Origin of the sequence: Streptomyces griseochromogenes (genome assembly GCF_001542625.1) — a bacterium.
Taxonomy (GTDB): Bacteria; Actinomycetota; Actinomycetes; order Streptomycetales; family Streptomycetaceae; genus Streptomyces; species Streptomyces griseochromogenes.
This window is the reverse complement of sequence record NZ_CP016279.1, coordinates 1,649,896-1,674,705: the sequence shown is the minus strand read 5'-3', so window position 1 is coordinate 1,674,705 and position 24,810 is coordinate 1,649,896. Positions and strand designations below refer to the sequence as shown.

General features: G+C 69.6%; 23 protein-coding genes and 1 pseudogene. 18 read left to right on the top strand and 6 right to left on the bottom strand.

Translation table 11 applies throughout. The annotated features are described in order from the left end of the window. Positions 1–8: 8 nt before the first annotated feature. The 4 genes from AVL59_RS07860 to asnB are packed head-to-tail and all read right to left on the bottom strand — an operon-like array spanning position 9 to position 4,060. Entirely contained in the window at positions 9–290 is a 282-nt protein-coding gene (locus tag AVL59_RS07860; protein WP_067300809.1) for a PqqD family protein, read from the bottom strand. Continuing rightward, positions 290–1,066: a hypothetical protein gene (locus tag AVL59_RS07855; protein ID WP_159399878.1), complete on the bottom strand. Its 777-nt coding sequence runs from the start codon at positions 1,064–1,066 to the stop codon at positions 290–292. The genes AVL59_RS07860 and AVL59_RS07855 overlap by 1 nt, the downstream gene beginning before the upstream one ends. After that, entirely contained in the window at positions 1,059–1,850 is a 792-nt protein-coding gene (locus AVL59_RS07850) for a CPBP family glutamic-type intramembrane protease (RefSeq protein WP_079146568.1), read from the bottom strand. Before AVL59_RS07850 ends, AVL59_RS07855 begins: the two co-directional genes overlap by 8 nt. After that, positions 1,847–4,060 carry an asparagine synthase (glutamine-hydrolyzing) gene (gene asnB / locus AVL59_RS07845; RefSeq protein ID WP_159399877.1) on the bottom strand — a complete coding sequence of 738 codons (2,214 nt, stop codon included), beginning with the start codon at positions 4,058–4,060 and terminating at the stop codon, positions 1,847–1,849. Before asnB ends, AVL59_RS07850 begins: the two co-directional genes overlap by 4 nt. A 631-nt stretch (positions 4,061–4,691) precedes the next feature. Between asnB and AVL59_RS07840 the strand changes: the two genes are divergently transcribed. The 10 genes from AVL59_RS07840 to AVL59_RS07795 are packed head-to-tail and all read left to right on the top strand — an operon-like array spanning position 4,692 to position 13,587. Next, positions 4,692–5,672 (top strand): diiron oxygenase, encoded by a 981-nt coding sequence (locus tag AVL59_RS07840; protein WP_079146566.1) that lies wholly within the window; start codon positions 4,692–4,694, stop codon positions 5,670–5,672. Between the two features lie 32 nt (positions 5,673–5,704). Continuing rightward, positions 5,705–6,676 carry a nucleoside-diphosphate kinase gene (locus tag AVL59_RS07835; RefSeq protein ID WP_067300797.1) on the top strand — a complete coding sequence of 324 codons (972 nt, stop codon included), beginning with the start codon at positions 5,705–5,707 and terminating at the stop codon, positions 6,674–6,676. Beyond that, positions 6,673–7,695 carry an acetylxylan esterase gene (locus AVL59_RS07830; protein WP_067300794.1) on the top strand — a complete coding sequence of 341 codons (1,023 nt, stop codon included), beginning with the start codon at positions 6,673–6,675 and terminating at the stop codon, positions 7,693–7,695. Before AVL59_RS07835 ends, AVL59_RS07830 begins: the two co-directional genes overlap by 4 nt. 20 nt (positions 7,696–7,715) lie before the next feature. Further along, positions 7,716–8,663 carry a nucleoside-diphosphate kinase gene (locus tag AVL59_RS07825; RefSeq protein WP_159399875.1) on the top strand — a complete coding sequence of 316 codons (948 nt, stop codon included), beginning with the start codon at positions 7,716–7,718 and terminating at the stop codon, positions 8,661–8,663. Continuing rightward, the gene (locus tag AVL59_RS07820) at positions 8,660–9,370 is read left to right on the top strand and encodes an MOSC domain-containing protein (RefSeq protein ID WP_079147368.1); all 711 of its coding nucleotides are present in this window, start codon (positions 8,660–8,662) and stop codon (positions 9,368–9,370) included. The genes AVL59_RS07825 and AVL59_RS07820 overlap by 4 nt, the downstream gene beginning before the upstream one ends. Further along, positions 9,367–10,023, top strand: a complete 657-nt coding sequence (locus tag AVL59_RS07815) for a hypothetical protein (protein ID WP_067300788.1) — start codon at positions 9,367–9,369, stop codon at positions 10,021–10,023. The genes AVL59_RS07820 and AVL59_RS07815 overlap by 4 nt, the downstream gene beginning before the upstream one ends. Positions 10,024–10,025: 2 nt before the next feature. Beyond that, positions 10,026–10,736, top strand: coding sequence for an HAD family hydrolase (locus tag AVL59_RS07810; protein WP_067300785.1), 711 nt, complete (start codon positions 10,026–10,028; stop codon positions 10,734–10,736). Next, complete coding sequence (locus tag AVL59_RS07805) at positions 10,720–11,220, top strand: CYTH domain-containing protein (protein WP_067300782.1); 501 nt, start codon at positions 10,720–10,722, stop codon at positions 11,218–11,220. Before AVL59_RS07810 ends, AVL59_RS07805 begins: the two co-directional genes overlap by 17 nt. Continuing rightward, entirely contained in the window at positions 11,210–12,577 is a 1,368-nt protein-coding gene (locus AVL59_RS07800; protein ID WP_067300779.1) for a nucleotidyltransferase family protein, read from the top strand. The genes AVL59_RS07805 and AVL59_RS07800 overlap by 11 nt, the downstream gene beginning before the upstream one ends. Then, positions 12,574–13,587, top strand: a complete 1,014-nt coding sequence (locus tag AVL59_RS07795; RefSeq protein WP_067300776.1) for an aminotransferase class I/II-fold pyridoxal phosphate-dependent enzyme — start codon at positions 12,574–12,576, stop codon at positions 13,585–13,587. Before AVL59_RS07800 ends, AVL59_RS07795 begins: the two co-directional genes overlap by 4 nt. 25 nt (positions 13,588–13,612) lie before the next feature. Here AVL59_RS07795 and AVL59_RS07790 read toward each other — a convergent pair whose 3' ends face one another. Further along, entirely contained in the window at positions 13,613–14,251 is a 639-nt protein-coding gene (locus AVL59_RS07790; RefSeq protein WP_067300773.1) for a class I SAM-dependent methyltransferase, read from the bottom strand. Positions 14,252–14,271: 20 nt separating this feature from the next. On the opposite strand from AVL59_RS07790, the pseudogene AVL59_RS07785 reads away from it, so the two are divergent. The 5 genes and pseudogenes from AVL59_RS07785 to AVL59_RS07765 all read left to right on the top strand — a co-directional run. Continuing rightward, a pseudogene (locus AVL59_RS07785) lies at positions 14,272–14,622 on the top strand (PIG-L family deacetylase); the annotation flags it as partial. Between the two features lie 217 nt (positions 14,623–14,839). Further along, positions 14,840–16,213, top strand: coding sequence for an extracellular solute-binding protein (locus AVL59_RS07780; protein ID WP_099053019.1), 1,374 nt, complete (start codon positions 14,840–14,842; stop codon positions 16,211–16,213). Further along, positions 16,210–17,073 (top strand): carbohydrate ABC transporter permease, encoded by an 864-nt coding sequence (locus tag AVL59_RS07775; RefSeq protein WP_067300769.1) that lies wholly within the window; start codon positions 16,210–16,212, stop codon positions 17,071–17,073. The genes AVL59_RS07780 and AVL59_RS07775 overlap by 4 nt, the downstream gene beginning before the upstream one ends. Before the next feature lie 8 nt (positions 17,074–17,081). Beyond that, positions 17,082–17,909 carry a carbohydrate ABC transporter permease gene (locus AVL59_RS07770; protein ID WP_067300766.1) on the top strand — a complete coding sequence of 276 codons (828 nt, stop codon included), beginning with the start codon at positions 17,082–17,084 and terminating at the stop codon, positions 17,907–17,909. Positions 17,910–18,046: 137 nt separating this feature from the next. Then, on the top strand, positions 18,047–18,736 hold the full coding sequence (locus AVL59_RS07765) for a DNA-binding protein (protein WP_067300764.1): 690 nt from the start codon (positions 18,047–18,049) through the stop codon (positions 18,734–18,736). Here AVL59_RS07765 and AVL59_RS07760 read toward each other — a convergent pair. After that, positions 18,733–19,758 carry an ATP-dependent 6-phosphofructokinase gene (locus AVL59_RS07760; RefSeq protein ID WP_067300762.1) on the bottom strand — a complete coding sequence of 342 codons (1,026 nt, stop codon included), beginning with the start codon at positions 19,756–19,758 and terminating at the stop codon, positions 18,733–18,735. The two genes, AVL59_RS07765 and AVL59_RS07760, sit on opposite strands and share 4 nt — an antisense overlap. 197 nt (positions 19,759–19,955) lie before the next feature. Here AVL59_RS07760 and pta point away from each other — a divergent pair, with 197 nt between their 5' ends. The 3 genes from pta (at position 19,956) to pyk (ending at position 24,805) form a co-directional block, all read left to right on the top strand. Continuing rightward, the gene (pta, locus tag AVL59_RS07755) at positions 19,956–22,046 is read left to right on the top strand and encodes a phosphate acetyltransferase (protein ID WP_067300759.1); all 2,091 of its coding nucleotides are present in this window, start codon (positions 19,956–19,958) and stop codon (positions 22,044–22,046) included. Further along, a complete protein-coding gene (locus tag AVL59_RS07750; protein ID WP_067300756.1) occupies positions 22,043–23,248 on the top strand; it encodes an acetate kinase in 1,206 nt (401 codons plus the stop codon). Before pta ends, AVL59_RS07750 begins: the two co-directional genes overlap by 4 nt. A gap of 129 nt (positions 23,249–23,377) precedes the next feature. Next, positions 23,378–24,805: a pyruvate kinase gene (gene pyk / locus AVL59_RS07745; RefSeq protein ID WP_067300754.1), complete on the top strand. Its 1,428-nt coding sequence runs from the start codon at positions 23,378–23,380 to the stop codon at positions 24,803–24,805. Positions 24,806–24,810: the final 5 nt, after the last annotated feature.

Sequence of the window (24,810 nt, the reverse complement as noted above, 5' to 3'; positions counted from 1 at the left end):
CGATGGCATCAGAACCGGACCGAACCGTTGGCCGCGAGAAACTCGAACATCTCCTTGGTGTCGAGAAGTGCCGCCTCTTCGTCGATGCCGTATTCGCCGGCCAGCAGTCGGGCGATATCGGCTATCGATCGGCGCCCGTCGATGTGCTTCCAGATGAAGCCCGCGCTCTCGGACAGCTCGAACGCGTTGTTGGCCACGGCCACCAGGAACGTTCCCCGTACGTTGCGCACCCGGACGTCGGGGCGGCACGAGGGGACCTGGTCGCCGGAGAGTTCCGGGTTGTCCGTCATCAGAGGACCACCTCCATGGAGATCTTGCGGCACACGGGAAGGACCTCGTCGACCCAGGCGGCCGGATCAGCGGGGTCGAAGGTCTGCATGGTTTCCAGCGCCCAGTACGCGTCGAAGGAGAGCACGGACTGCGTCACGGCGCGGAATCGCCTGGCCCGCCATTTCGGGTTCTGGCCGTATTCGCCGTAGGAAGCGAGCAGCGCGTCGACGGCATAGCCGAGCGCCCCGTGCGCCGACAGCACCGCGCTTTCCAGGTCGCCGACCGACATCTGCCCGACGGCGTCCTCGACGCGGGAGTCGGCGTAATTGAGGCCACGCTGCACCAGTACGGCGCCGAAGGCCGAGGAGGTGAGCTGGTCCGCGCGCCGCTTCAGCCACTCCGCGTTCTCCACGGCCACGCCGTGCCGGAGCCATTCCAGGAGCACCGTTTCCTGGCGGTCGAGCTGGACGCCCTCCCCCACGGCGCTTTCGAACGCCTCGTGGGACACCTTGGCCAGCACGGCATCGATCTGATCATCGGTCAGCAGCCGGATGTCGCAGCGGGTCCCGTCCAGGTACGCCTCCACCGCCTGGAAGAAGCCGGCACCCAGCGGGATCGGGGCGGTGTCGACCGATGCGCTCCATGCTCCGTCGGTGATGACGAACAGATCCACGTCGCTGGTCGGATTCCCCCAGCCCCGCACGATGGAGCCGGCCTGGAAGATACAGAGAGGCTCCGCCGGGAGCAGCCCTTGGCCGCGCAACTCGGCCAGTTGGGATGACGATGTCTCAGTCATGGCTGTCTTTCTGTGAGCGCTGGAGTTCGAGCAGTACGGACGGCGCGTTGTTGATCAGGTGGGCCACGAGCGCCGGATAGACCGACCCCGACAACGCCACCAGCGCCAGCAGGGACAGGGCCGCCAGCAGCTCCGTCGCCAGGACCCGCGGGGCCGTGCGCCACTTGCTGTCGCCGACGTGGTGACGGGCGATGAAGGCCGCGGCGCCCAGCACCGAGGCAAGGACGCCGAAGGGGCCGGACGCGGTGACGGCCAGCGACCGGTACAGCGCCTCCTCGCCGAACGGGGTCAGCGTCCCCGTGAGAGCCCGCGTTCTGGCCTGCAGCGGAGTGCTGGGCCCCAGCAGAAAGGCGAGATCCCCCGAGAAGAGCAGGCGGAAGTTCATTCCGCCGGCGAGCAGCAGCACCACGGCCAGGGCGAGTGCCACGCCGTACCACCACCAGGCCGTCCCCTGGGTGAGCCAGGGAGCGCCGGTGCCCGCGGCGACGGCGACGAAGGCGATCGGCACGCCCAGGGCGATGGCGTTCTCACCCCAGTACGCGGCCCCTTTGCGCAGGGTGCGCGGCATGCGCCAGGGCAACAGCCCCGCCAGCGCGTCCGCCAGGACCAGCCCGGCACCCGCCCGCCAGGTGCCGCCGAGGTGCCACAGGGCAACGGCGAAGGCGACCATGACGGCTGCCGACAGCAGGCGGACGGGACGCGGCGGCCAGGCCGCGCGGTCGAAGGCGTGCGCGAGCGGACCGGTGCCGTCGGCGGCGGGGGATGTCGCGGGCGCGGTGCTCATCGCTTCGCCGGTTCCCCGTCGTCGGACCGCGCCGTGACGAGACCGACGGCCAGGGCCTCGTGGAACAGCTCGGCCACGTCGGTGAACTCGACGCCCGTCTTCGTCAGGGCCTCGGCCAGCGTGAGGGTGCCGTCGAGAGTCCGGAGAAGGGCGAGCCATGCGGCGTCGTCCGTGGCGGAGATCTCGTACTCGAAGCCGCCGTCGACCACGACGAACCAGGTGTCCGGCAGGGTGGGCGCGGTGACCAGGAGAGCGTTGTCGGCGAGCGCGTAGACGGTCTGCCGGGGGATCTCCGGCTCCGTGACCACCTGCGCGACGATGTCCCGCGCCTCCTGATCCCAGTCGGTCACCCTGAGTTCCACGGGCTGCGGACGGGGGGCGGCCTCGACGGGCGGCGCCGGCAGCTGTGCGGTCATGACGTCGAGCAGGCCGAGGTTGACGAGCCTGAGCAACAGCTCCACGTTGTTGGTGTTGGGGCTGCGGGAGAGCTCGCCGAGAGCCGTGCGCATGCCGTCGGCGTCCAGGTGACGGCGGGCGTTCTCGGTGGAGAGGGCCTGCTCCAGCAACTCGGCGCCGTTCTGCGCGAGGAGACGGGTGAAGAACCGGTTGGTGTGGCGGGCGCCCTCGCCGTAGAAGAAGTAGCCCTTGGGCCGGGTGCGCACCTCTTCGGGCAGGACGCCCTTCATCGCTTCGCGGAGGATCCGCTTGTCCCACACCAGCGCGGCCCTGCGCCGCGCGGGGATCCGGGCCACGAGCTCGACCAGGCGGTGGTCGAGGAAGGGGACGCGGGCCTCGGTCCCGACGCCCGCGGCGGTCCGGTCCTCGTGCCAGACGTTGTACTGCTCCAGCGTGCGGTACTGCCAGGTGAAGTAGCCGGTGTAGGGGTCGTCCGCGTAGGGCGTCGAGGGGTCGATGGCCGCGTCGTTGAGGAGCGGAACGCCGTTGTGCTCCCACCAGTGTCCGAGCTTCGGGTTGCGCTCCAGGGCCTGCCGTCGGTAGAGATCGCGGAGGTTGGACTCGAAGTCGTCCCAGTCGCCGCCCTCGCCGGCGAACTGCGGGGTGTACCCGCCGTTGATCTCGTCCGCGGCGGCACCGAGCAGCATGCCCTTGATGTCCGGGAAGTGCCGGCGGGCGAACCGGTGCAGCTCGGACTTGTAGAAGATCTCCGGCCCGACCAGGGGGGTCTCGGCCAGCCACACCAGATCGCGCCATTCCTGCGGTCCGGGAAGCCGGTCGGATCCGATGAGCACCTGGTGGTTGGGCAGGCCCAGCAGTTCGGCGGTGCGGTGGCCGCCGCGTGCGTCACCGTTGAGGACGGTGCCCGGTGTCAGGGCGGTGAAGGTCTGCAGTGTGCTGCCGGGGGCGAGCGCCGCCACCGCGGCGGAGTCGATGCCGCCGCTGAGGAAGAGGCCGAGATCGGTGTCGGCGGTGGCGCAGTCGGCGACGGAGGCCGCGAGCAGGTCCCGGAAGACGGTGGCGTACTCGTCGTCCGACAGGTCCGACGTCGCGTCGGGCTGGGGCAGCTGCCAGTAGCGGTGCTCCGCGGAGGTGCCGTCCTTGAGGCTCAGCTCGACGATCACGCCGGGCGGGACGAGTTCGATGTCCTCGAACCAGGTGGTGACGCGGCCGTGCGCGAACACGGGCGTCGCGTTCATGTCGTACTCGCCGAGCGCACGGTTCCAGTCCAGGCGTCGCGGGGTGGCGGCGTCCGAGAAGAGGGCCTTGATCTCCGAGGCGAAGACGACGCGCGCACGGTTGCGGTGGAAGTACAGGGGCTTGATGCCGAAGCGGTCGCGCCCCAGCAGCAGCACCTGGCGTTCCTTGTCCCACAGGACGAAGGCGAACATGCCGTTCACCTGGTCCAGGAAGCGCAGACCGTCGCGCTGGTACAGGTAGAGAAGGACCTCGCAGTCGGAACCGGTGCTCAGCCGGACACCCGGCAGACCGGCGGCGAGTTCGCGATGGTTGTACACCTCACCATTGGCGATGAGGACGACTTTTCCATCTGCGCTGACCAGGGGCTGGGCGCCATTATCGGGGTCGACCAGGGAGAGTCGGTTGAACGCCATCCCCACCGGCCCCTCGCGGAGGATGCGGCGGTCGTCGGGGCCTCGGTGAGCGAGTGTGTGCGCGAATGCCGCGAGGAGACTGTCGGCCTCCTGGGACAGATCGTTCCCATCAATCCTTGCTATGCCAGCAATGCCGCACACTCCTTTTACCTCGCTCCCATGCAATACCGAAGGCACGAATTTCCGCCACGTCAAACCAGCCACCACGCGGCGATGCGTCACGCCCGTTTCCGGGCGTGACGCACAACTGTCAAAGCGTCATCCGAGATCAGACGGCGTTCGACAGGATGGTGCCCGTGCCCACCTTCTTGGCGGACGGCTTGATGTACTTCTTCATGGCTCTTCACCTCCCCATTTCAATCGGAGGGGGCTCATCCACACAGGTGTGTCGCCGGCCCGTCAACGAGCCGGGTCAGGGGCGGAGTTCACCCTTGTCCGAACAACACCGATCAGCACAACCCGCAACGCCCAGAGAACGAGCGAACCAGCGGTGGCCTAACCCCCGTGCCTGGCAAGTCCGGAGGTATATCCGAACTCGCTTCGTTACCTTTCTATTCGATCACGAAGCGGGGAGTCAACACCCTGCCGGGAGGTAAATTCGCGACCAACGCCCTTATGTCCGATTGGCCACAGGCCTCCCAAAATCGCCACCTCCTTGACTAAAAACTCATCGAGAGCAGTCCCGGAATCGGGGATACCGGTTCCTGGGTTATTAGCAGGTCACCGGAATTCCCTTTACTTGCGCGCGGAGCTTGACCTAGTGTCATTGGCCATGTCTGCAAAACGGTCACTATTTGCAGGTCCGGAGTCTGCAGTCGTCGACGACTACAGAAGCAAATTTGCAAACTGGGACCGGCGAGCGAGCGTACGAGTCAAACCGCGCCGCGTACTCGGTCGGGTGCCGGATGAGCAGGTGTATTTCCCGCCTGAACTCGTGCCTGTGGTGTCGCATCCGATCGTGCGGGCGGGCGAGCCGGGGCTGGTGCGGCACCTGCTCGTGCAGCGGCTCTACCAGTACTTGCATTTCACAACAGAGCTGGAGTCCGTCGCCGTGCTGCCCGTCACGCTGAGCCTCAGCCGTGGCCAGGACGACCTGCGGCTGACCGCCGCCATGCGCGAGGACGCTTTCAAGATCACCACCGACGAGGCGTGGCACGCCCAGTTCTCCTACGACCTGATGGCCCAGGTGGCCGCCGAGACCGCGGTCCCCCTCCACCTGACCGAGCCCTCCTTCGTGCGGCGGCTCGATGTCATCCGGGAGGCGATGGAGGCGGAGCTGCGCGGGGTCCAGTCACTGGCCTTCTGCATCGTCAGCGAGACGCTGATCTCGGCCATCCTCGCCGACCTCCCGCAGGACCGCAGACTGCCCGAAGCCGTGCGCGAGATGGTCCGCGACCACTCGGAGGACGAGGGCAAGCACCACGCCTACTTCCGCAGCGTCCTCAAGTACTTCTGGCACTCGCTGAGTCCCCGTCAGCGAAGCCGGCTCGGCCCGTGGCTGCCGGAGCTGGTCGTCACGTTCCTCGAACCGGACTACGGGGCGATCCGCGACTCGCTGCTGACGGCCGGGCTCACCGGCACCGAGGCGGAGACGGTGCTCGCCGAGTCGTATCCGGGCGACAGCGTGCGCGCGTCCGTCGCCGAGGCGAGCCGGACCACCATCCGCTACTTCGCGGAGGTCGGCGCCCTGGACGAACCGGCGACCCGCGAAGCCTTTCACGCCGCCGGGCTGACCGCCGGGCTCGCACTGTAAGCACCTGACCGAACCGGAAGGACCGCACCGCGGTGAACACGCAGACCAGCCTCGGCACGGCGCACGCGACCGACGCGTTCCACGACATCCCCCCGGCACTGATCGCGGCGGTCACCCGCTCGGCCACGAAGGCGCGGCTGTACGGCGTGGACAACTACTTCCGCGAGAGCAGCCGGCTCTTCGGGAACGACCTGGACGCGGTGCTGGGCATCACGCTGTGCGTGCTCAAGCCCGAGGCCGCGGCGGGCCGCCGCTACCGCCGGGCGCTCGAAGCGCTGCGGGACAACGGCTTCAGACCGGTCGACGTGGTCCGCTTCCGGCACAACCGGCTCACCGTCCGGGAGACCTGGCGCTTCCAGCTGAACTTCGCCAGCGGCGAGCGCATCGACGCGATGGATCTGGTCCTGGGCTCGGCGGACTCCGTGCTCCTGGTCCTGAAGGACGAGCGGTGGGCCCCGGGCCGGGTGCCGGCCGCCGTCCGGCTCACCGCTCTGAAGGGGCCCTCCGACCCCGCCCAGCGCAGGCCGGAACACCTGCGGAGCCGACTCGGCGCCGTCAACGGCCTGTTCAACTTCACCCACACCTCGGACGAGCCCATCGACGTGATGCGGGAGATCGCCATCGTGTGCGACGGGCAGCGCCGCGAGCTGCTGCGCGCCCGGGTCCTGGACGGGTACGACGCCCTCCCCGAGGCCGCGGACGCGTTCGACGACCTGGAGGCGCAGGTCGCCGAGCACGATCTGGACCTGGAGAACAGCTGGCGGCGGCTCGCCCAGGCCCCTGGGCACGTCGGTGACCTGGCACGGGCCCGTGCCGCAGGACAGGAGATCCCCGTGCGGGCCGTGGCCCGGGCGGTCAGGGACGGTTCGGCCGGTCCCGCACACCACTGGGACCTGCTCAGCGTGCTGACGCACACCCTGCGCTTCAACGAGCCCGGCATCGGCCGCATCTTCGCCAACGTGCTGCTCTCCGCCTGGCAGGACACCGCGGCGGTCGGCGCATGAACGAGCTGCCGGAGGAACTGGCCACGAGGCGGGCCGCGCACCGGACGCCGGCCGGATTCGATGCCTTCTGGCGCCGGACCCTGGCGTCGGAGGCGCACCCTCTGGATCCCGTCTTCGCCGAGACACCCGGCCCCCTCGCGGCCGCCACGGTCCACGATGTGTCCTTCGCGGGCGCGCACGGCCATCGCATCGCGGCCTGGCTGATCGTGCCCCGGCCCGCCGGGCCCGCCCCGGGCACGCGGACCCGTGTGCCGTGCGTGGTCCAGTTCCTGGGCTACGGCGAAGGACGTGGCGCGGCGCTGGACTGGTTGCTGTGGCCCGCCGTCGGCATGGCGACCCTGGTGGTCGACACGCGCGGACAGGGCGGGGCGAACCTCCGGCCCGGAAACACCCCCGACCCGGTGGGTGTCCGGCCGCCGCAGGTACCCGGATTCATCACCCGCGGCCTGCTCGATCCGGACGCGTACTACTACCGGGACGCCTACGTCGACGCCGTACGGGCGGTGGAGACGGCCCTCGCGCACGAGGCGGTGGATCCGGAGCGCGTCGCCGTGTCGGGGTGCAGCCAGGGTGGTCTGCTGGCCCTCGCGGCAGCCGCGCTGCACGGCAGGGTGGCGGCGGCTCTCGTGGAGTCCCCCTTCCTGTGCGACGTGGCCGACCACACAAGGTTTCCCGACCGGCAGCCCTATCGCGAGCTGTTGCGGTTCTGCCAGTTCCATCCGCACCACACCGATCGGGCGCTCACGACGCTGGCCCACTTCGACGGGGTCGCGATGGCCTCTCGCGCCGCATGCCCGGCACTGTTCTCGCTCGCGCTGCGGGATCAGGTCTGCTCGCCCGCCTCCGTGGCGGCGGCCTATCAGCACTACGCGGGGCCGAAGCAGATCCGTGTGTGGCCGTACGCCGGGCACGCCGAGCCCAACGGATATCACCGCCAGGCCGAGGTGGCGTTCCTCCTCGCGGCGTTCGGTGACCCGGCGGGTGTCCGTGGTGTGCCGGCGGGCGCTTCGAGGTCCTGAAGAGAAAGGGAGTGGAGTACGTGCTGTCCGACGTGTTGCCGGACCAGGAGCCCCTGAGCGAGGTCGGCCAGGACATTCTGGAACAGGTCACCTGGTCGTCCGAGAAGGCCCGGATGTACGCCGTGGAACAGTACTTCCGCGAGGCGTGCTGGACCTTCGGCGGGGATCTTCCACGGATGCTGGGCATCACTCTGTGCATGCTCAAGGCCGAGGCCACCGCGGGCCGGCGCCTGCGCCCCGCGGTCCGGGCGCTCGCCGGCGCGGGCTTTCGGCCCGTCGACGTGGTGGCCTTCCGCCACGACCGGCTGACCATCCGGGAAGTGTGGCGCCATCACTTCAACCTCGCGACACCGGAACGGGTCGAGGCGATGGACCTGATCCTTCCCACCACCGACACCGTGTGCCTGGTCCTGAAGGACACCGAGTGGCAGCCGGGACGCATGCCCGCCGCCATCCGGCTCAACTCCCTGAAGGGACCGGCCGACCCGGGCGAGCGCCTGCCCCAGCACCTGCGGCATCAACTGGGCGTGGTCAACGGCCTGTTCAACTTCATGCACTGCTCGGACGAGCCGATCGACGTGTTCCGGGAGATCGCGGTCCTGTGCGACGACGCACGGCGGGACCTCATGCGCGAGCGGATCCTCGGCGACCACGACGCCCTTCCCGAGGTCCTGGCCCTGTTCGACGCTCTGGAACGCAGGCATCCGGCGCACGACTTCGACTACGGGCTGAGCTGGAAACGGCTGGCGGGGGCGCCCGGAGCCCCGGGCCGGCTCGCGGCGCGCCGGGCAGCCGGCGAGGACATCACCGTGACCGATGTGATGACCGTCACGCAGGGTGTGTCGTACGAAGACCCCCACCGCTGGGACCTGTTGACGGTGATCACACACCTGCTGAAGGTCATGAACGTCCCCGGGCTCAGCCCGAGTGTGCCGAACGTGACGGCCGAGTGGGGCGGACCCCGATGACGGGCCAGGCCCGGCTGCTCACCGTCAACCTCGGCGTGGAGCGCACCGGACCCTGGACCTCCAACGGGCGCAGCGGCATCGACAAGCGGCCGGTGCCGGGTCCCGTGTGGGCTCGGGCGACGGGCCTGGACGGGGATCTGATCGTCAACACGAAGGCCCACGGCGGTGTCGACAAGGCGGTGTACGCGTTCGCGCGCGAGGACGCGGTCTTCTGGGAGAAGGAGCTGGGCCGGACCGTCGGCCCCGGAAACTTCGGCGAGAACTTCTCCACCGTCGGCATCGACATCACCGGCGCCGAGATCGGCGAACAGTGGCGGATCGGGGAAGCCGTGTTCGAGGTGATCCGCCCGCGCAAGCCCTGCCGGGTCTTCGCCGGCTTCTGGGACGTCCCCGACCTGGTGAAACGGTTCATCGCACACGGCGCTCCGGGTGCCTACCTACGGGTCCTCACCGAGGGGGCCGTGTCACCCGGTGAGGCCATCGAGGTGATCAAGCGGCCGGGGCACGGCATCACGGTGAATCTGATGCTCCGGGCCATCACCACGGAGCGCGAGCTGCTGCCCCGGATGCTGGAGGCCCCCGAGATGCTCCCCAAGATCCAGCAGAAGGCGCGGGACTGGATCGAACTGCAACGGCGGACGCACCGCGTGCACGAACAAGGCGACCCCCGCGCGACGGCCGCGGAGAGAGTGGAGGAGATCGCATGACCGCAGGCAACGAACTGATTGATCCGGCCCGGCTGGCCAAACTCGACTGGGAGGATCTCGCGGTCCTGCACGACCAGCTCTCGGGACTGCTGGACGAGCTGGCCACGTCCGAGTGGCTCAGCGCCGCCTTCGACCAGGTGCTGGCGACGCCCGAGCTGCTGGTGCAGAGCGAGCGGCTGCAGGAACTGGACCGGGTGGTCCTGGTCAACGACGCGGCGAGCGGCGTACGGGTGCGGCTCCACGTCTTCCGGCAGCGGGAGTTCGACCGCCCGCACAACCACCGCTGGACCTTCGGCAACCGGGTGCTGGCAGGCAGCTACCGCCACTATCTCTACGGGGACTACGAGGACCTGACCACCCACACCAAGATCGGCCGGCCCTGTCTGGTGCGGGACGAGACGCCCGGCACCGGCTACGTGATCCGTCACACCCTGGTGCACTCGGTCGCCGCGGTGCCGGACACCACGTCGCTGATCGTCCGCGGTCCGGCGGCCAAGGACCGATTCGTGGTGATGAACAACGAGACGGGCGACGCCTGGTGGCAGTACGGACACCAGGTCGAGGACGAGGCGGAGATCGCCCGGCGCCGGCTCGGCGCGGAGAAGGTCACCGGCATCCGCGACCTGCTCGTGCGTCAGGGCGTCATCCGCTGACCATGGACAAGGAACGACACCACCCGGTGCCCGTCCCCGTCGAACTGGTCATCTTCGACTGCGACGGGGTGCTGGTCGACAGTGAGCGCATCGCGGTCCGGATCCACACCCGGCTCGGCGCCGAGTTCGGCTGGCCCCTCGGTCCGTCGGAGGTCGTGGACCTCTTCATGGGGAAGTCGGCGGCGTCGATCAGGACCATCATCGCCGACCGGCTCGGGGAGGCCACCGCGACCGCGTGGGACGAGGAGTTCCACCGCCGGTTGAGGGACGCCTTCGAGACCGGACTGCGCCCGGTGGACGGAGTGGTCGAGGCCCTCGACCGGCTTCGGCTGCCCATCTGTGTGGCATCCAGCGGCACCCACGCCAAACTGCGCCACTCGCTGCGCCACGTGGGTCTGTACGAGCGCTTCGCGGGCCGTGTCTTCAGCGCCGGCGACGTGTCCCGGGGCAAGCCTGCGCCGGACCTGTTCCTGCACGCGGCGGCGCGGGTGGGAGTGGCGCCCGAAGCCTGCGCCGTGGTGGAGGACAGCGGTTTCGGGGTGCAGGCGGCCCGTGCCGCCGGAATGCGCTGCTTCGGATACGGCGGCGGGCTGACGCCACCGGAGCGCCTGCGGCAGGCGGGCGCCGTGGTGTTCGACGACATGCGGGAGCTGCCCCGGCTGCTGGCCGGGGCCGGCGCCGGCACAAGGAGCGACGATGATCTACGAGATTGAGCGGAAGTTCCTCGTTCACGGCTTCGTGCCGCCCGCGAGCGCGACCGCGCAACGCGTCCAGCAGGGGTACGCCGCCATCACCGAGGACGGCACCGAGGTACGGGTGCGACGGGCCTCCGGCCGGCACACCCTGACGGTCAAACACGGACTCGGCCTCACACGGGTGGAGGTGGAGCGGGAGATCAGCGCCGAGGAGTTCGACGCGCTGTGGCCCGCGACCGAGGCGGCGCGGCTCACCAAGGACCGCTACCGGATCCCGGACGGGCCGCACACGGTCGTCGTCGACGTGTACGGCGGTGCGCTCAGCGGCCTGTGCACCGCCGAGGTCGAGTTCCCCACCGCCGAACACGCGCGGCGGTACGCGCCGCCCGCCTGGCTGGGCGAGGAAGTCACCGGAGTGGCCGCTTACCTCAACCAGTCGCTGGCCGCACACGGAACGCCCCGGCACGAGAAGACGACGAGGACACACCATCATGGGCTTTGAGTCATCCATCCTGGACGATCTGGCGGCCTTGCGCAGCCTGTCCAGCCTGCAACCGCTGTACACCATGGAGCGGTCGCTGGCCGCCATCGCGTCGTTGGGAGCCCAGGCGGCGGGCCGCTTCCTGGAGACGCTGCGCATGCGCACGCTCGTGATGTCCAGGCTGGCGCCGTACGAGGACCAGCCGGGTGTGCGGCAGTGCATGGAGGTGATGCGGCCGAAGGCCGAGAGCATCCGGCACATGCACAAGGTGCTGGATGCCAATCTGGGCATGCTCGACCGGATCGCCCGTGACGCGGGACTCCAGTTCTTCGCGATCAAGGGCCTGGGCGCCCGCGTGACCTACTCCGACCCGGGTGTCCGGGACTTCAGCGACCTGGACGTGTTCGTCCGGACCCGGGCCGAGGCGAGTGTGCTGGTCCGTGCGCTGCGCCGGGAGTTCGGCTACCAGTACCTGAAGGCGGAGCTCCCCTGGATCAAGTACGACCCCAGTGAGGAACTCGTCTACGGCCAGTTCCCGCTGGTGGTCCCGGAGGGCGCGGACGACCTGCTGAACGTGGACATCCACTTCGGCGACTACTCGGTCCGGCACAGCAGCCGGCTGGGCCTGACCGCGCACCTGCCCGCCGGGGATCCGGGGCTGCGGGTGCTGGCCCCGGAGGAGAACCTCGCCTGTGTGGTGAACAACGCGGCCGGCGACTACTTCGTGACGGCCAAGGACACCAACGACCTCCTCATGGCGCTGACCCTTGCGGAGTTCGACGTCCCGCGCTTCGCCGCGCGGCTGCGCCGGGCCGGTCTGGAAGGGTTCTTCGGCTTCATCGTGGACCAGCTCCGGGCGGGTACGGCCCTGACCGCGGCGCAGGAGGAGCGGCTGTGCCGCATGCCCGCCGTGCGGACCCTGGAGCCGGTGCCCGATCCGCGGGAGCCGGACTGGACCCGGCGCTGCCGGGGAACCACGGTGCACGCCTTCGGGACGGGGTGGCGGCGGGGCGGGTTCGTCTCCGCGGTACGGGAGGCCGTCGACGCCTACGGTTACTACCGGGACCGGCTCGCGCTCGGTGCGGTGCCGTGGCAGGGCCCGGAAGACGCCGCTCCGTTCGCCCTGAACCCGTGGACCTGTGTCCGTCTGGTGCCCGTGGACATCGCCGAGGGCCTCCTCGCCGGCCGGCCCGGCACAGCCGCGGCAGCGCCCGCGCGTCCCAAGGCGCTGAGGATCGACCCCGGCATTCAGCGGATCGACGTCCCGTCGGGGCAGTACGTCCGGATCGAGGACGAGACCTTCCTGGCGACGGTCGGCTACGAGCTGCCCGAGCAGCTCATCTCCGGGGCCCGCCGGGTCGCGGCGCCCTCCGCATGATGCTGGATCTCTCCGGTCCGCCCCGCCCGTGGCCGCAGGGCCTGGTCCGCCGGTTCGCCGAGGCCCACGACCGTTCGCTGAACCGGCCGGGGTGCTGGGACACGCCGCCGCCCCAGGGCGATCCGGCCCTGCGGGCGGCGCTGGAGGAGCTGTTCGCCGCCCCGGCGGAGCGCACGGTGATCACCGGCGGGGTACGCCAGTTCGCCGGTGCGTGGTCGGGGCGTACCCGCACCACGCTGGTGGAGCGGCCCGGCTTCGCCGACATCGAGACGGTCCTGTCCGGAGCCTGTGCGGTACGTCCCGTGTTCTGGGAGGAGCTGCCCGGCGCGGCACGCGGCCACGCCGAACCGGTCACGGTGTGGGTGACCAGCCCGCAGCGCAATCCGGACGGGCGGTCGCTGAACGACGCCGAGCGGGCGGCCCTGGCGGCGTTGGCCGGTGAAGGCCACCAGGTGGTGGTCAACCAGGTCTATCGATGGTTCGCCCCTCCCGAGAACCCGCCTGCCGGCTGCTGGTCGGTCACATCGCTGGCCAAGCTGTGCGGTGGCGGCAGCCGCATCGGCTGGGCCGTCATGCCGGAGGGCGAGGAGCTGCCGACGCCCCTGCGCGCGGGCGGGCCCGCCACCGTCTGGCAGCGGACCTGGGCCGGCTTCCTGGACGGGCGCACGCTCGCCGCGCTGCGCCAGGGGTGTGTGGAACCCACGCTGGAGGCCCGGCGGGCCTTCACCGGCCGTCTCGGTGAGCTGCTCGGATGGCGGTTCACGGGCGGAGGCATGTCACTGGTGCTGCACTGGCGGGGTGCCTCCGAGGAATGCGTGACGGCCCGGTTCGCCGAACAGGGACTGAAGGTGGGACCGGGTTCCGCCTTCGACGCGGCGGAGGGATCGGTGCGCCTGGCGTTCACCGGCCTCGACGCGCGGGAAGCCGCGCTGGCCGCCGACCGGGTGGCCCGGCTGGCGGCCGTCGCCGGAGGAGAACTCGCGCCCGTCGGGCACTCCCCCGGGGGCTGAGTACGACGGCGGCCCCGAGAGGCGGTCAGGAGGTCTTGTGCGCGTAGGCCGTCAGCCAGGTGAGATCGCGATGGCCCTCGCCGTACCGCTCGCGTTCGTTGACCGCGCGGACCACGGGCCGGACGAACCCGGCATCGGCCAGCAGGCCGTGGACCCGGTCGGCTGTCTGGTAGCGGAAGAACCGGGCCGCGTCCGCGCTGAAGGACTCCACGAATTCCTCCTCTCCCTCGCCCTCCTTGAAGCTGACGAAGAGGGCTCCGCCGGGCCGGAGCACGCGATGGAACTCGGACAGGGCCACCCGCACATGGTCGTCCCTGAGGTGGAGAAGCGTCGCCTGGCACCAGACGCCTGCGAAGCTCCGCCCGGGGAAGTCCAGTGCGCACACATCCATGCGCCGGAAGTCGAGTCGCGGATGCAGTTCACGGGCCCGGGAGAGAAAGGAGTCGCTGAGGTCGATGCCGATCACCGTCACACCCCGGTCGGCAAGGAGAGCCGTGTCACGGCCGAAAGCACACCCGGCGTCCAGAACGGGTCCCGTCTCTTCCGGCAGCATCGAGGTGAACCGGTCGAGTTCCCTGTCCGGAATCATGCCCCGCGTGGCCGTCTCGTACTTGAGGGGGCTGTGCTCGTAGGCGGCGAGAGTCCGCGAGAGATAGTCAAACACCAGCGAAATCTACCCGCACACCTACCCCGGAGGAGCAGGGGTTTATGAAGCGTATGACACATGAACTCGCCGCCGCCATGGACGAACTGGGCGTGCGAGACCACAGGTTCCTGGGCGGCTCAGGACGTTATCGCGACTCGGGAATGACGGGTTCGGCCGCGGGCCGGCATCCGAAGGCCCTCTGCCGGGCCGACGTCGAAGAGGCCGCGACACATCTCGTGGGCGTCATACGGGAGATCCGCCCCGAGGCGCTGGTCACATACGATCCCACCGGTGGTTACGGACACCCGGACCATGTGCAGGCACACCGGATCGCCACGCTCGCATACCGGCGGGCGGCTCAGCCGGAATTCCGTTTGGACCTCGGTGCCGCATAGACCTGGTCGCCGACGGCTGTTTCGCACTCTCCAACGGCCTGGCTCAGCCCCTCCTCGACGACGAGTACTACCAGCTCGCCGAGTCCGGCCCCGGGCTCGCGCCGAGGCCCGATCTGTCGCACACGCATTGACCTGACTAGACCACTCCTCTTACGTTCACTCGGCAGCCATCTCCACGCCACGCCACCAAGAAGTGCGCCCGCAGGAGGTCATGCCCGTGCGCCCCACCGCCGCCCTCACCACCCTCCTCACCGCCGCTCTCGCCGCCACCGCCCTCACCGCCTGCGGCAACGGATCCGGCAGCAGTCCGAACACCCTCAAGGTCTCCTACAAGCAGTCGACCGACAACTCCATCAAGGTGATGGACACCTATCTCGCCGGCATCAAGAAGCAGTTCGAGAAGAAGTACCCCGGCAAGAAGGTGGAGTTCGTCCCGATCAAGGCACCGGACTCGGAGTACTACACCAAGCTGCAGCAGATGCTGCGCTCGCCGAGGACCGCGCCGGACCTGGTCTACGAGGACACCTTCCTCATCAACTCGGACATCACGAGCGGCTACTTGAAGCCCCTCGACCCCTACCTCGCCAAGTGGCCGGACTGGCAGCGGTTCATCGGCACCGCCAAGAACTCCGCCAAGGGCGCGGACGGGAAGACGTACGGCGTCCCGGACGGCACCGACACCCGGGGGCTGTGGTTCGACAGGCGCGTCTTCGCGAAGGCCGGCCTGCCCGCCGACTGGCAGCCCAGAACCTGGGACGACGTCCTCGCCGCCGCCCGGACCATCAAGAAGAGGGTCCCGGGCGTCACCCCCCTCAACGTCTACACCGGCAAACCGGCGGGTGAGCGGGCCACCATGCAGGGGTTCGAAATGCTCCTGTACGGCACCGGTGACGGGACGTCGGACCCCCTGTACGACAGCGGCGGCAAGAAGTGGATCGCCGGGAGCCAGGGCTTCGAGGACTCGCTGAAGTTCGTCGAAACCGTGTACAAGGAGAAGCTCGGCCCCGACGTCTCCGACGCCCTCGATCCCAACTTCGCCACCACCGTCAACGGCGAGCTGCTCCCCCAGGGCAAGCTCGGCATCGACCTCGACGGCTCCTGGCTCCCGCAGGCCTGGCTGCCGGGCAGCGGGCACGAGTGGAAGGACTGGTCCAAGCGGCTCGGACTGGCCTACATGCCCACCCAGCACGGCCAGGCCCCCGGCAAGGTGAGCATGTCCGGCGGCTGGACCTGGGCCGTCCCGGCCAAGGCGGCCCATCCCGACCTCGCCTTCGACTTCGTCAGGACCCTGCAGACGAAGGACAACGCCCGCGCCTGGTACGTCGCCGACTCCGGGATCTCCGTACGCGAGGACGTGGCGGAGGACCCGGCGTACGCGACCGCCCAGCCCGGCATCAAGTTCTTCACCGATCTGGTCGCGAGCACGCATTACCGGCCCGCCTATCCCGCGTACCCGAAGGTGTCGACCGCCGTCCAGGAGGCCATGGAGGGAGTGACCACCGGTGATCAGTCCGCCGAGAAGGCGGCGAGCGGCTACGACGCCACACTGAAGGACGTCACCGACGGCCAAGTGATCCGGAAATGAGGCCGCACCGGCGGATCAGCAGGGCCCTGCCCGTCGCCCCTGCCCTGGTCCTGCTGCTCCTCTTCCTCGCCGGCCCCATCGCCTACTGCGTCTACATCGCCTTCACCGATCTGCAGCTCACCGGCCAGGCGCACTCCTCGTTCGTCGGCTTCGCCAACTTCCGCAGGGCGTTGCGGGACGACGCGTTCCTGAACGCCGTCTGGCTGACCCTGGTGTTCACCGTGCTGTCCTCGCTGGTCGGGCAGAACACGCTGGGGCTGGCCCTCGCGGCGCTGATGAAGCGCGCCTCCAAGCCCGTGCGCACCCTGACGGGCGGGGTCGTGATCACCGCCTGGGTGCTGCCGGAGGTCGTCGCGGGCTTTCTGCTGTACGCGTTCTTCCGGCGTGAGGGGACCCTGAACGCCATCCTGCACTGGCTCCATCTCCCGCGGCAGAACTGGCTGTTCACCCTGCCCATCCTCGCCGTCTCCTTCGCCAACGTCTGGCGCGGTACGGCGTTCTCGATGCTCGTCTACTCCGCCGCGCTGGACGAGATCCCGAGCGAGATCACGGAGGCCGCCGAGGTGGACGGGGCGGGCGGGTGGCGGCGGCTGTGGCACATCACCCTGCCGATGATCCGCCGGTCGATCGGCACCAACCTCATGCTGAACACCCTGCAGACGCTCTCCGTGTTCGGGCTGATCTGGGTGATGACCAGGGGCGGGCCCGGCGACAAGAGCCAGACCCTGCCGCTGTTCATGTACGAACAGGCCTTCCAGAACAGCATGATCGGGTACGGCACCGCCGTCGCCCTGCTCCTGCTGCTCGTCGGCTCCCTGTTCTCCGTCGTCTATCTGCGTCTGCTGCGGACGGAGGTGTAGGAGCAGCCATGTCCCGCAGCCGTCCCTCCCGCCGGCTCGCCGCCGATGCCGAGCTGATCGCCGTGGCCCTCGCCTTCGCGCTGCCGCTCGCCTGGGTGCTGCTGTCCTGCGTGGACCCGCACCCCGATCTGAAGGTCAAGGTTCCCGACGGGCTCACCTTCGGCAACTTCGACGCGGTCCTGACCCCGGACATCCTGTACACCCCGCTGCTCAACAGCTTGATCCTGTGCGGGGGAGCCACCGCGCTGACCGTCGTCTGCGCGGCCCTCGCCGCCTATCCGCTGTCCCGTTTCCGGTCCCGGCTGAACCGGCCGTTCCTGCTGACGATCCTGTTCGCGACGAGTCTGCCGATCACCGCGATCATGGTGCCGGTCTACGCGCTGTTCGTCCGCGTGGATCTGATCGACACCCCGCAGGGGACGATCTTCTTCTTCGCCGCCTCCCAGCTGCCCTTCGCCATCTGGCTGATGAAGAACTTCATGGACGGGGTCCCGAAGGAGCTGGAGGAGGCGGCCTGGACGGACGGGGCATCGTCGCTGCAGTCCCTCGTGCGGATCGTGCTGCCGCTGATGGGGCCGGGCCTCGCCGTCGTCACCGTGTTCTCGTTCGTGATGATGTGGGGGAACTTCTTCGTCCCCTTCATGCTCCTGCTCACGCCGGACCAGATGCCGGCCTCGGTCAGCATCAACGAGTTCTTCGGCAACCGGGGGATGGTGGCGTACGGGCAGCTCGCCGCCTTCTCGGTGATCTACTCGACGCCGGTGATCCTGTTGTACGTGCTGGTGGCGCGGCGGCTGGGGGGTGGGTTCGCGCTGGGCGGGGCGGTCAAGGGATGAGGTGCCGGGGTGATACGTCCGTTACATTCCGAACGGCCGGTACATACCGAACGGCCGGAACCGTACGTTCCTACAACCTGTGATCCTGTCCGAACAGACCGTAGCCACGGGGTCGCGGCGCCCCTAGCTTGTGCGGGGTGCGCCAACCCTCAGCTCCCCCGTTCAACGCCCCGGCCGCCCGCAGGCTCCGCGCCGCCCTCGGCATGGGGCCCGAGCACGTCGCCTACGGCATGCGTGCCTCGTACGGGCTGCCGTACGTCACCCCGGACCTCGTCATCGCCTGGGAACGCGGGGTCACCGCCCCCAGCAACCCCGAACTCACCGCCCTCGCCGGCGTGTTGTGGTGTTCGCCGGGAGAACTCCTCGGCCGGCCCCGGAGCCTGCGCGAACACCGGATCACCCGGGCCGTCGCACCCGAGGACGTCGCCCACGCCGTCGGCATGGACCTGCGGGCGTACCTGCGGGCGGAGGAGAGCGAGCAGTGGCCGGGGAGCGAACGTCAGTCGGCCGCGCTCGCGCGTGTACTGGAGCTGGCCCTGCCCGACTTCGTCGCCGTCACGGGCCGCGAGGCGAAACTCGCCGAACTGCTGCACAGCGCCGTGACCACCCGCTGGCAGGCCTATGTGCGACCGGTGATGAAGGTGGCGCCCCTGGACAAAGCCGTCGTGGAGGACGTGCTGCAGGAGCTACACAAGGACTACCAGGGGCACATGGCCGCCACCCTGAGCTGGGGTGGCGGCAGCAGCGGTGCCAGTGAGTCCGGGCGGGACTTCCTCGACCGGATCGTCGAGAACTTCTGGGCGGCCGTCGAGAGCGGGGACGGCTAGAAGACCGACTCCGCCTCGTCCATCCGGTCCTTGGGGACCGTCTTCAGCTCGGTGACCGCCTCCGCGAGCGGCACCATCACGACGTCGGTGCCGCGCAGTGCGGTCATCCTGCCGAAGTCGCCGCGGTGCGCGGCCTCGACCGCGTGCCAGCCGAAGCGGGTGGCGAGGACGCGGTCGTAGGCGGTCGGGACGCCGCCGCGCTGGACGTGGCCGAGGATGACCGGCTTGGCCTCCTTGCCGAGGCGCCGCTCCAGCTCGTAGGCGAGCGCGGTGCCGATGCCCTGGAAGCGCTCGTGGCCGTACTGGTCGATCTCGCCCTTGCCGTAGTCCATGGTGCCCTCGACGGGGTGGGCGCCCTCGGCGACGCAGACGACCGCGAACTTCTTGCCGCGGGCGAAGCGCTCCTCGACCATCTTGACCAGGTCGGCGGGGTCGAAGGGACGCTCGGGCAGGCAGATGCCGTGGGCGCCGGCGGACATGCCGGACTCCAGGGCGATCCAGCCGGCGTGCCGGCCCATGACCTCGACGACCATCACGCGCTGGTGCGACTCGGCCGTCGTCTTCAGGCGGTCCATGGCCTCGGTGGCGACACCGACCGCGGTGTCGAAGCCGAAGGTGCGGTCGGTGGAGGAGATGTCGTTGTCGATGGTCTTCGGGACGCCGACGACCGGCAGGCCGGCGTCGGAGAGCATGCGGGCCGCGGTCAGGGTGCCCTCGCCGCCGATCGGGATCAGCGCGTCGATGCCGAACTCCTCGACCATGTCGGCGGCGCCTTCGCAGGCCTCGCGCAGCCGGTCGCGCTCCAGACGGGAGGAGCCGAGGATGGTGCCGCCGCGGGCCAGGATGCCGCTGACCGCGTCCAGGTCGAGGGAGCGGTAGTGACGGTCGAGCAGACCCCGGTAGCCGTCCTCGAAGCCGATGACCTCGTCGCCGTACTGCGCCACCGCCCGGTGCACCACCGACCGGATCACGGCGTTCAGGCCGGGGCAGTCGCCGCCTGCGGTGAGAACTCCGATGCGCATCGTGCTGTGTCTCCTGCTCGCTGTCGGTGCCGGTGAGCCATTGCCGATTGTTCCACGTCCGCCGGGGAGGTGAGGTCCTGACGGGCGCCTTATCCGGCACCGGGGGTATTGTCAAGAGGGTTCTGCTCACCTTGGTGGGCGATTTTTATGCCGCAGACGAGACACCACCGCCGAGACACAGGAAACGGAGTGCACACGTGACGCGCAGCGTGTACGTGACCGGGATCGACCGCGGCGACGGCCGCCAGGTCGTCGAGCTGGGAGTCATGGAACTCCTGACCCGGCAGGTCGACCGGGTGGGGGTGTTCCGTCCGCTCGTGCACCACGTTCCCGATCGGCTCTTCGAACTGTTGCGGGCCCGGTACCGCCTCTCCCAGGATCCGGCGACCGTCTACGGCATGGACTACCACGAGGCGTCCGCGCTCCAGGCCGAGCAGGGCACGGACGAGCTGGTCTCCACGCTGGTCGACCGCTTCCATCTGGTGGCCCGGGACTACGACGTCGTCCTCGTCCTCGGCACCGACTTCGCCGACACCCAGCTGCCCGACGAGCTGTCCCTGAACGCCCGCCTGGCCAACGAGTTCGGCGCCTCCGTGATCCCGGTGGTGGGCGGCCGCGGGCAGACGGCCGAGTCCGTGCAGGCCGAGACGCGCAACGCCTACCGGGCCTACGACGGGCTGGGCTGCGACGTGCTCGCGATGTTCGCCAACCGGGTGGCCCGCGAGGACCGCGACGAGATCGCCGAGCGGGTCGCGAACCGTCTGCCGGTGCCCACGTACGTGCTGCCCGACGAGCCCGCGCTGTCCGCGCCGACGGTCGCCCAGATAGCCCAGGCCCTCGACGCCAGGGTGCTGCTCGGCGACGACTCCGGGCTCGCCCGGGACGCGCTGGGCTTCGTCTTCGGCGGGGCGATGCTGCCGAACTTCCTGGGCGCCCTGACCCCGGGCTGCCTGGTCGTGACCCCGGGCGACCGCGCCGACCTGGTCGTCGGTTCGCTGGCCGCGCACAGTGCCGGCACCCCGCCGATAGCCGGTGTGCTGCTCACCCTGGACGAGGTGCCGCGCGAGGAGATCCTCACGCTGGCCGCCCGCCTCGCCCCCGGCACCCCGGTGATCTCGGTCTCCGGCACCAGCTTCCCCACCGCCGAGCACCTCTTCTCCATGGAGGGGAAGATGACCGCGGCCACCCCGCGCAAGGCGGAGACCGCGCTCGGTCTGTTCGAGCGGTACAGCGACACCTCCGACCTGGCCCGGCGGGTCTCGACGCCGAGCAGCGACCGGGTCACCCCGATGATGTTCGAGCACAAGCTCCTCGAACAGGCCCGCTCGGACCGGCGCAGGGTCGTTCTCCCCGAGGGCACCGAGGAGCGGGTGCTGCACGCGGCCGAGGTGCTGCTGCGCCGCGGGGTGTGCGACCTGACCCTGCTCGGCCCCCTCGACCAGATCCGCAAGAAGGCCGCCGACCTGGGCATCGACCTCGGCGACACCCAGCTGATCGACCCGGCCACCAGCGAGCTGCGCGACTCCTTCGCCGAGCGGTACGCCGGGCTGCGCGCCCACAAGGGCGTGACCGTGGAGCTGGCCTACGACGTCGTCTCCGACGTGAACTACTTCGGCACCCTGATGGTCCAGGAGGGCCTGGCCGACGGCATGGTGTCGGGCTCGGTGCACTCGACCGCGGCCACCATCCGGCCCGCCTTCGAGATCATCAAGACCAAGCCGGAGTCCTCGATCGTCTCCTCGGTCTTCTTCATGTGCCTGGCCGACAAGGTGCTGGTCTACGGCGACTGCGCGGTCAACCCGGACCCGAACGCCCAGCAGCTGGCGGACATCGCCGTCCAGTCGGCGGGCACCGCCGCGCAGTTCGGCGTGGAGCCGCGGATCGCGATGCTGTCGTACTCCACCGGTACGTCGGGCTCGGGCGCCGATGTCGACAAGGTGCGCGAGGCGACCGAACTGGCGCGCTCGCGGCGGCCGGATCTGAAGATCGAGGGGCCGATCCAGTACGACGCGGCCGTGGAGCCCTCGGTGGCCGCGACCAAGCTTCCCGGGTCCGAGGTCGCGGGACAGGCCAGCGTGCTGATCTTCCCCGACCTCAACACCGGCAACAACACCTACAAGGCCGTGCAGCGCTCGGCCGGCGCGATCGCCGTCGGACCGGTCCTGCAGGGCCTGCGCAAGCCGGTCAACGACCTGTCCCGCGGCGCGCTCGTCCAGGACATCGTCAACACCGTCGCCATCACGGCGATCCAGGCCCAGAACCCGAGCGAGAAGGCGTCCGAGCAGTGACCTCCCCCACCCGTGTCCTCGTCCTCAACTCCGGCTCGTCGTCGGTGAAGTACCAGCTGCTGGACATGCGGGACAGCAGCCGGCTGGCGGTGGGTCTGGTCGAGCGCATCGGCGAGCAGACCTCGCGGCTCAGGCACACCCTCGTCACGACGGGCGACACCCGTGAGCACACCGGCCCGATCGCCGACCACGACGCGGCCCTCAAGGCGGTCGCCGAGGAGCTGTCCCGGGACGGCCTGGGCCTGGACTCGCCGGAGCTGGCCGCGGTCGGGCACCGGGTGGTGCACGGCGGCCTGTTCTTCACCGAGCCCACCGTCGTCGACGACGAGGTGCTCACCGAGATCGAGCGGCTGATCCCGGTCGCGCCGCTGCACAACCCGGCCAACCTCACGGGCATCCGCACCGCGCGGGCGCTGCGCCCCGATCTGCCGCAGGTCGCCGTCTTCGACACGGCGTTCCACACGACCATGCCGGAGTCCGCGGCGCGCTACGCGATCGACCCGAAGATCGCGGACCGGCACCGCATCCGCCGCTACGGTTTCCACGGCACCTCGCACGCGTACGTCTCGCGTCGGACGGCGCGGCTGCTGGGCAAGGACCCGTCGGAGGTGAACGTGATCGTGCTGCACCTCGGCAACGGCGCCTCGGCGTCGGCGGTCGAGAAGGGCCGGTGCGTGGACACCTCCATGGGGCTGACGCCTTTGGAGGGGCTGGTGATGGGGACGCGATCCGGTGATCTGGATCCGGCGGTCATCTTCCATTTGGCGCGTGTTGGCGGAATGTCCATGGACGAGATCGACACTCTTCTCAACAAGACGAGCGGTCTGTTCGGCCTGTGCGGGGACAATGACATGCGCGAGATCCGCCGCCGGATCGACGAGGGCGACGAGCAGGCCCGGCTCGCCTTCGACATTTACATTCACCGGCTCAAGAAGTACATCGGCGCCTATTACGCGGTGCTCGGCCGGGTGGACGCGGTCGCGTTCACGGCGGGGGTCGGTGAGAACGCGGCCCCGGTGCGGGAGGCTGCGATCGCGGGCCTGGAGGCGCTCGGCCTGGCGGTCGACGGCGAGCTGAACGCCGTGCGCAGCGACGAGCCGCGGCTGATCTCGCCCGATTCCGCGCGGGTGGCGGTCGCCGTGGTGCCGACCGACGAGGAACTGGAGATCGCCACACAGACGTACGCGCTGGTCGGGCAGTGACAATATGCGGCTCCGCCGCGTGGGAACTGAGTAATACACGGCAGTAACACGCCTGAGCGCATGTCCGCCCATTTGTATCTTCCGCCAGACGGAATATTCCGCAGCGAAACAAACCGATAGGATCGCCCCATGCGCCGTTCGAAAATCGTCTGTACTCTCGGCCCCGCGGTCGACTCCCACGAGATGCTCGTCTCGATGATCGAGGCCGGCATGAACGTGGCCCGGTTCAACTTCAGCCACGGCACCCACGCCGAGCACCAGACGCGGTACGACCGCGTCCGGGCCGCGTCGAAGGAGACCGGCCGGGCCATCGGTGTCCTCGCCGACCTGCAGGGCCCCAAGATCCGTCTGGAGACCTTCGCCGAGGGTCCGGTCGAGCTGGAGCGCGGTGACGAGTTCGTCATCACGACCGAGGACGTGCCGGGTGACAAGCAGATCTGCGGTACGACGTACAAGGGGCTGCCGGGCGACGTCTCGCGCGGTGACCAGGTCCTGATCAACGACGGCAACGTCGAATTGAAGGTCCTGGACGTCGACGGCCCGCGGGTGAAGACGATCGTCATCGAGGGCGGCGTCGTCTCCGACCACAAGGGCATCAACCTGCCGGGCGCTGCGGTCAACGTCCCCGCGCTGTCCGAGAAGGACATCGAGGACCTGCGTTTCGCCCTCCGCATGGGCTGCGACATGGTCGCGCTGTCCTTCGTCCGGGACGCCAAGGACGTGCAGGACGTCCACCGCGTGATGGACGAGGAGGGCCGCCGGGTCCCGGTGATCGCCAAGGTGGAGAAGCCGCAGGCGGTCGAGAACATGGAGGAAGTCGTCGCGGCGTTCGACGCCGTCATGGTCGCCCGTGGTGACCTCGCCGTCGAGTACCCGCTGGAGAAGGTCCCGATGGTGCAGAAGCGCCTGGTGGAGATGTGCCGGCGCAACGCCAAGCCGGTGATCGTGGCGACCCAGATGATGGAGTCGATGATCACCAACTCCCGTCCGACCCGCGCCGAGGCCTCCGACGTGGCCAACGCGATCCTGGACGGCGCGGACGCGGTCATGCTGTCGGCCGAGTCGAGCGTGGGCGCGTACCCGGTCGAGACCGTCAAGACGATGTCGAAGATCGTGAAGGCGGCCGAGGAGGAGCTGCTCTCCAAGGGCCTCCAGCCCCTCGTCCCCGGCAAGAAGCCGCGCACGCAGGGCGGTTCGGTCGCCCGCGCGGCCTGCGAGATCGCCGACTTCCTCGGCGGCAAGGGCCTGATCGCCTTCACCCAGTCCGGTGACACCGCCCGCCGGCTGTCCCGCTACCGCGCGGCCCAGCCGATCCTTGCCTTCACCACCGACGAAGGCACCCGCAACCAGCTGACCCTCAGCTGGGGCGTGGAGCCGAACGTCGTGCCGTTCGTGAACAGCACCGACGAGATGGTGGACATGGTCGACCAGGAGCTGGGCAAGCTGGGCCGCTTCAACCCCGGTGACACGTTGATCATCACCGCCGGCTCGCCCCCCGGTGTCCCCGGCACCACCAACATGGTCCGGGTGCACCACCTGGGCGGCCAGTCCGACTGACGGCC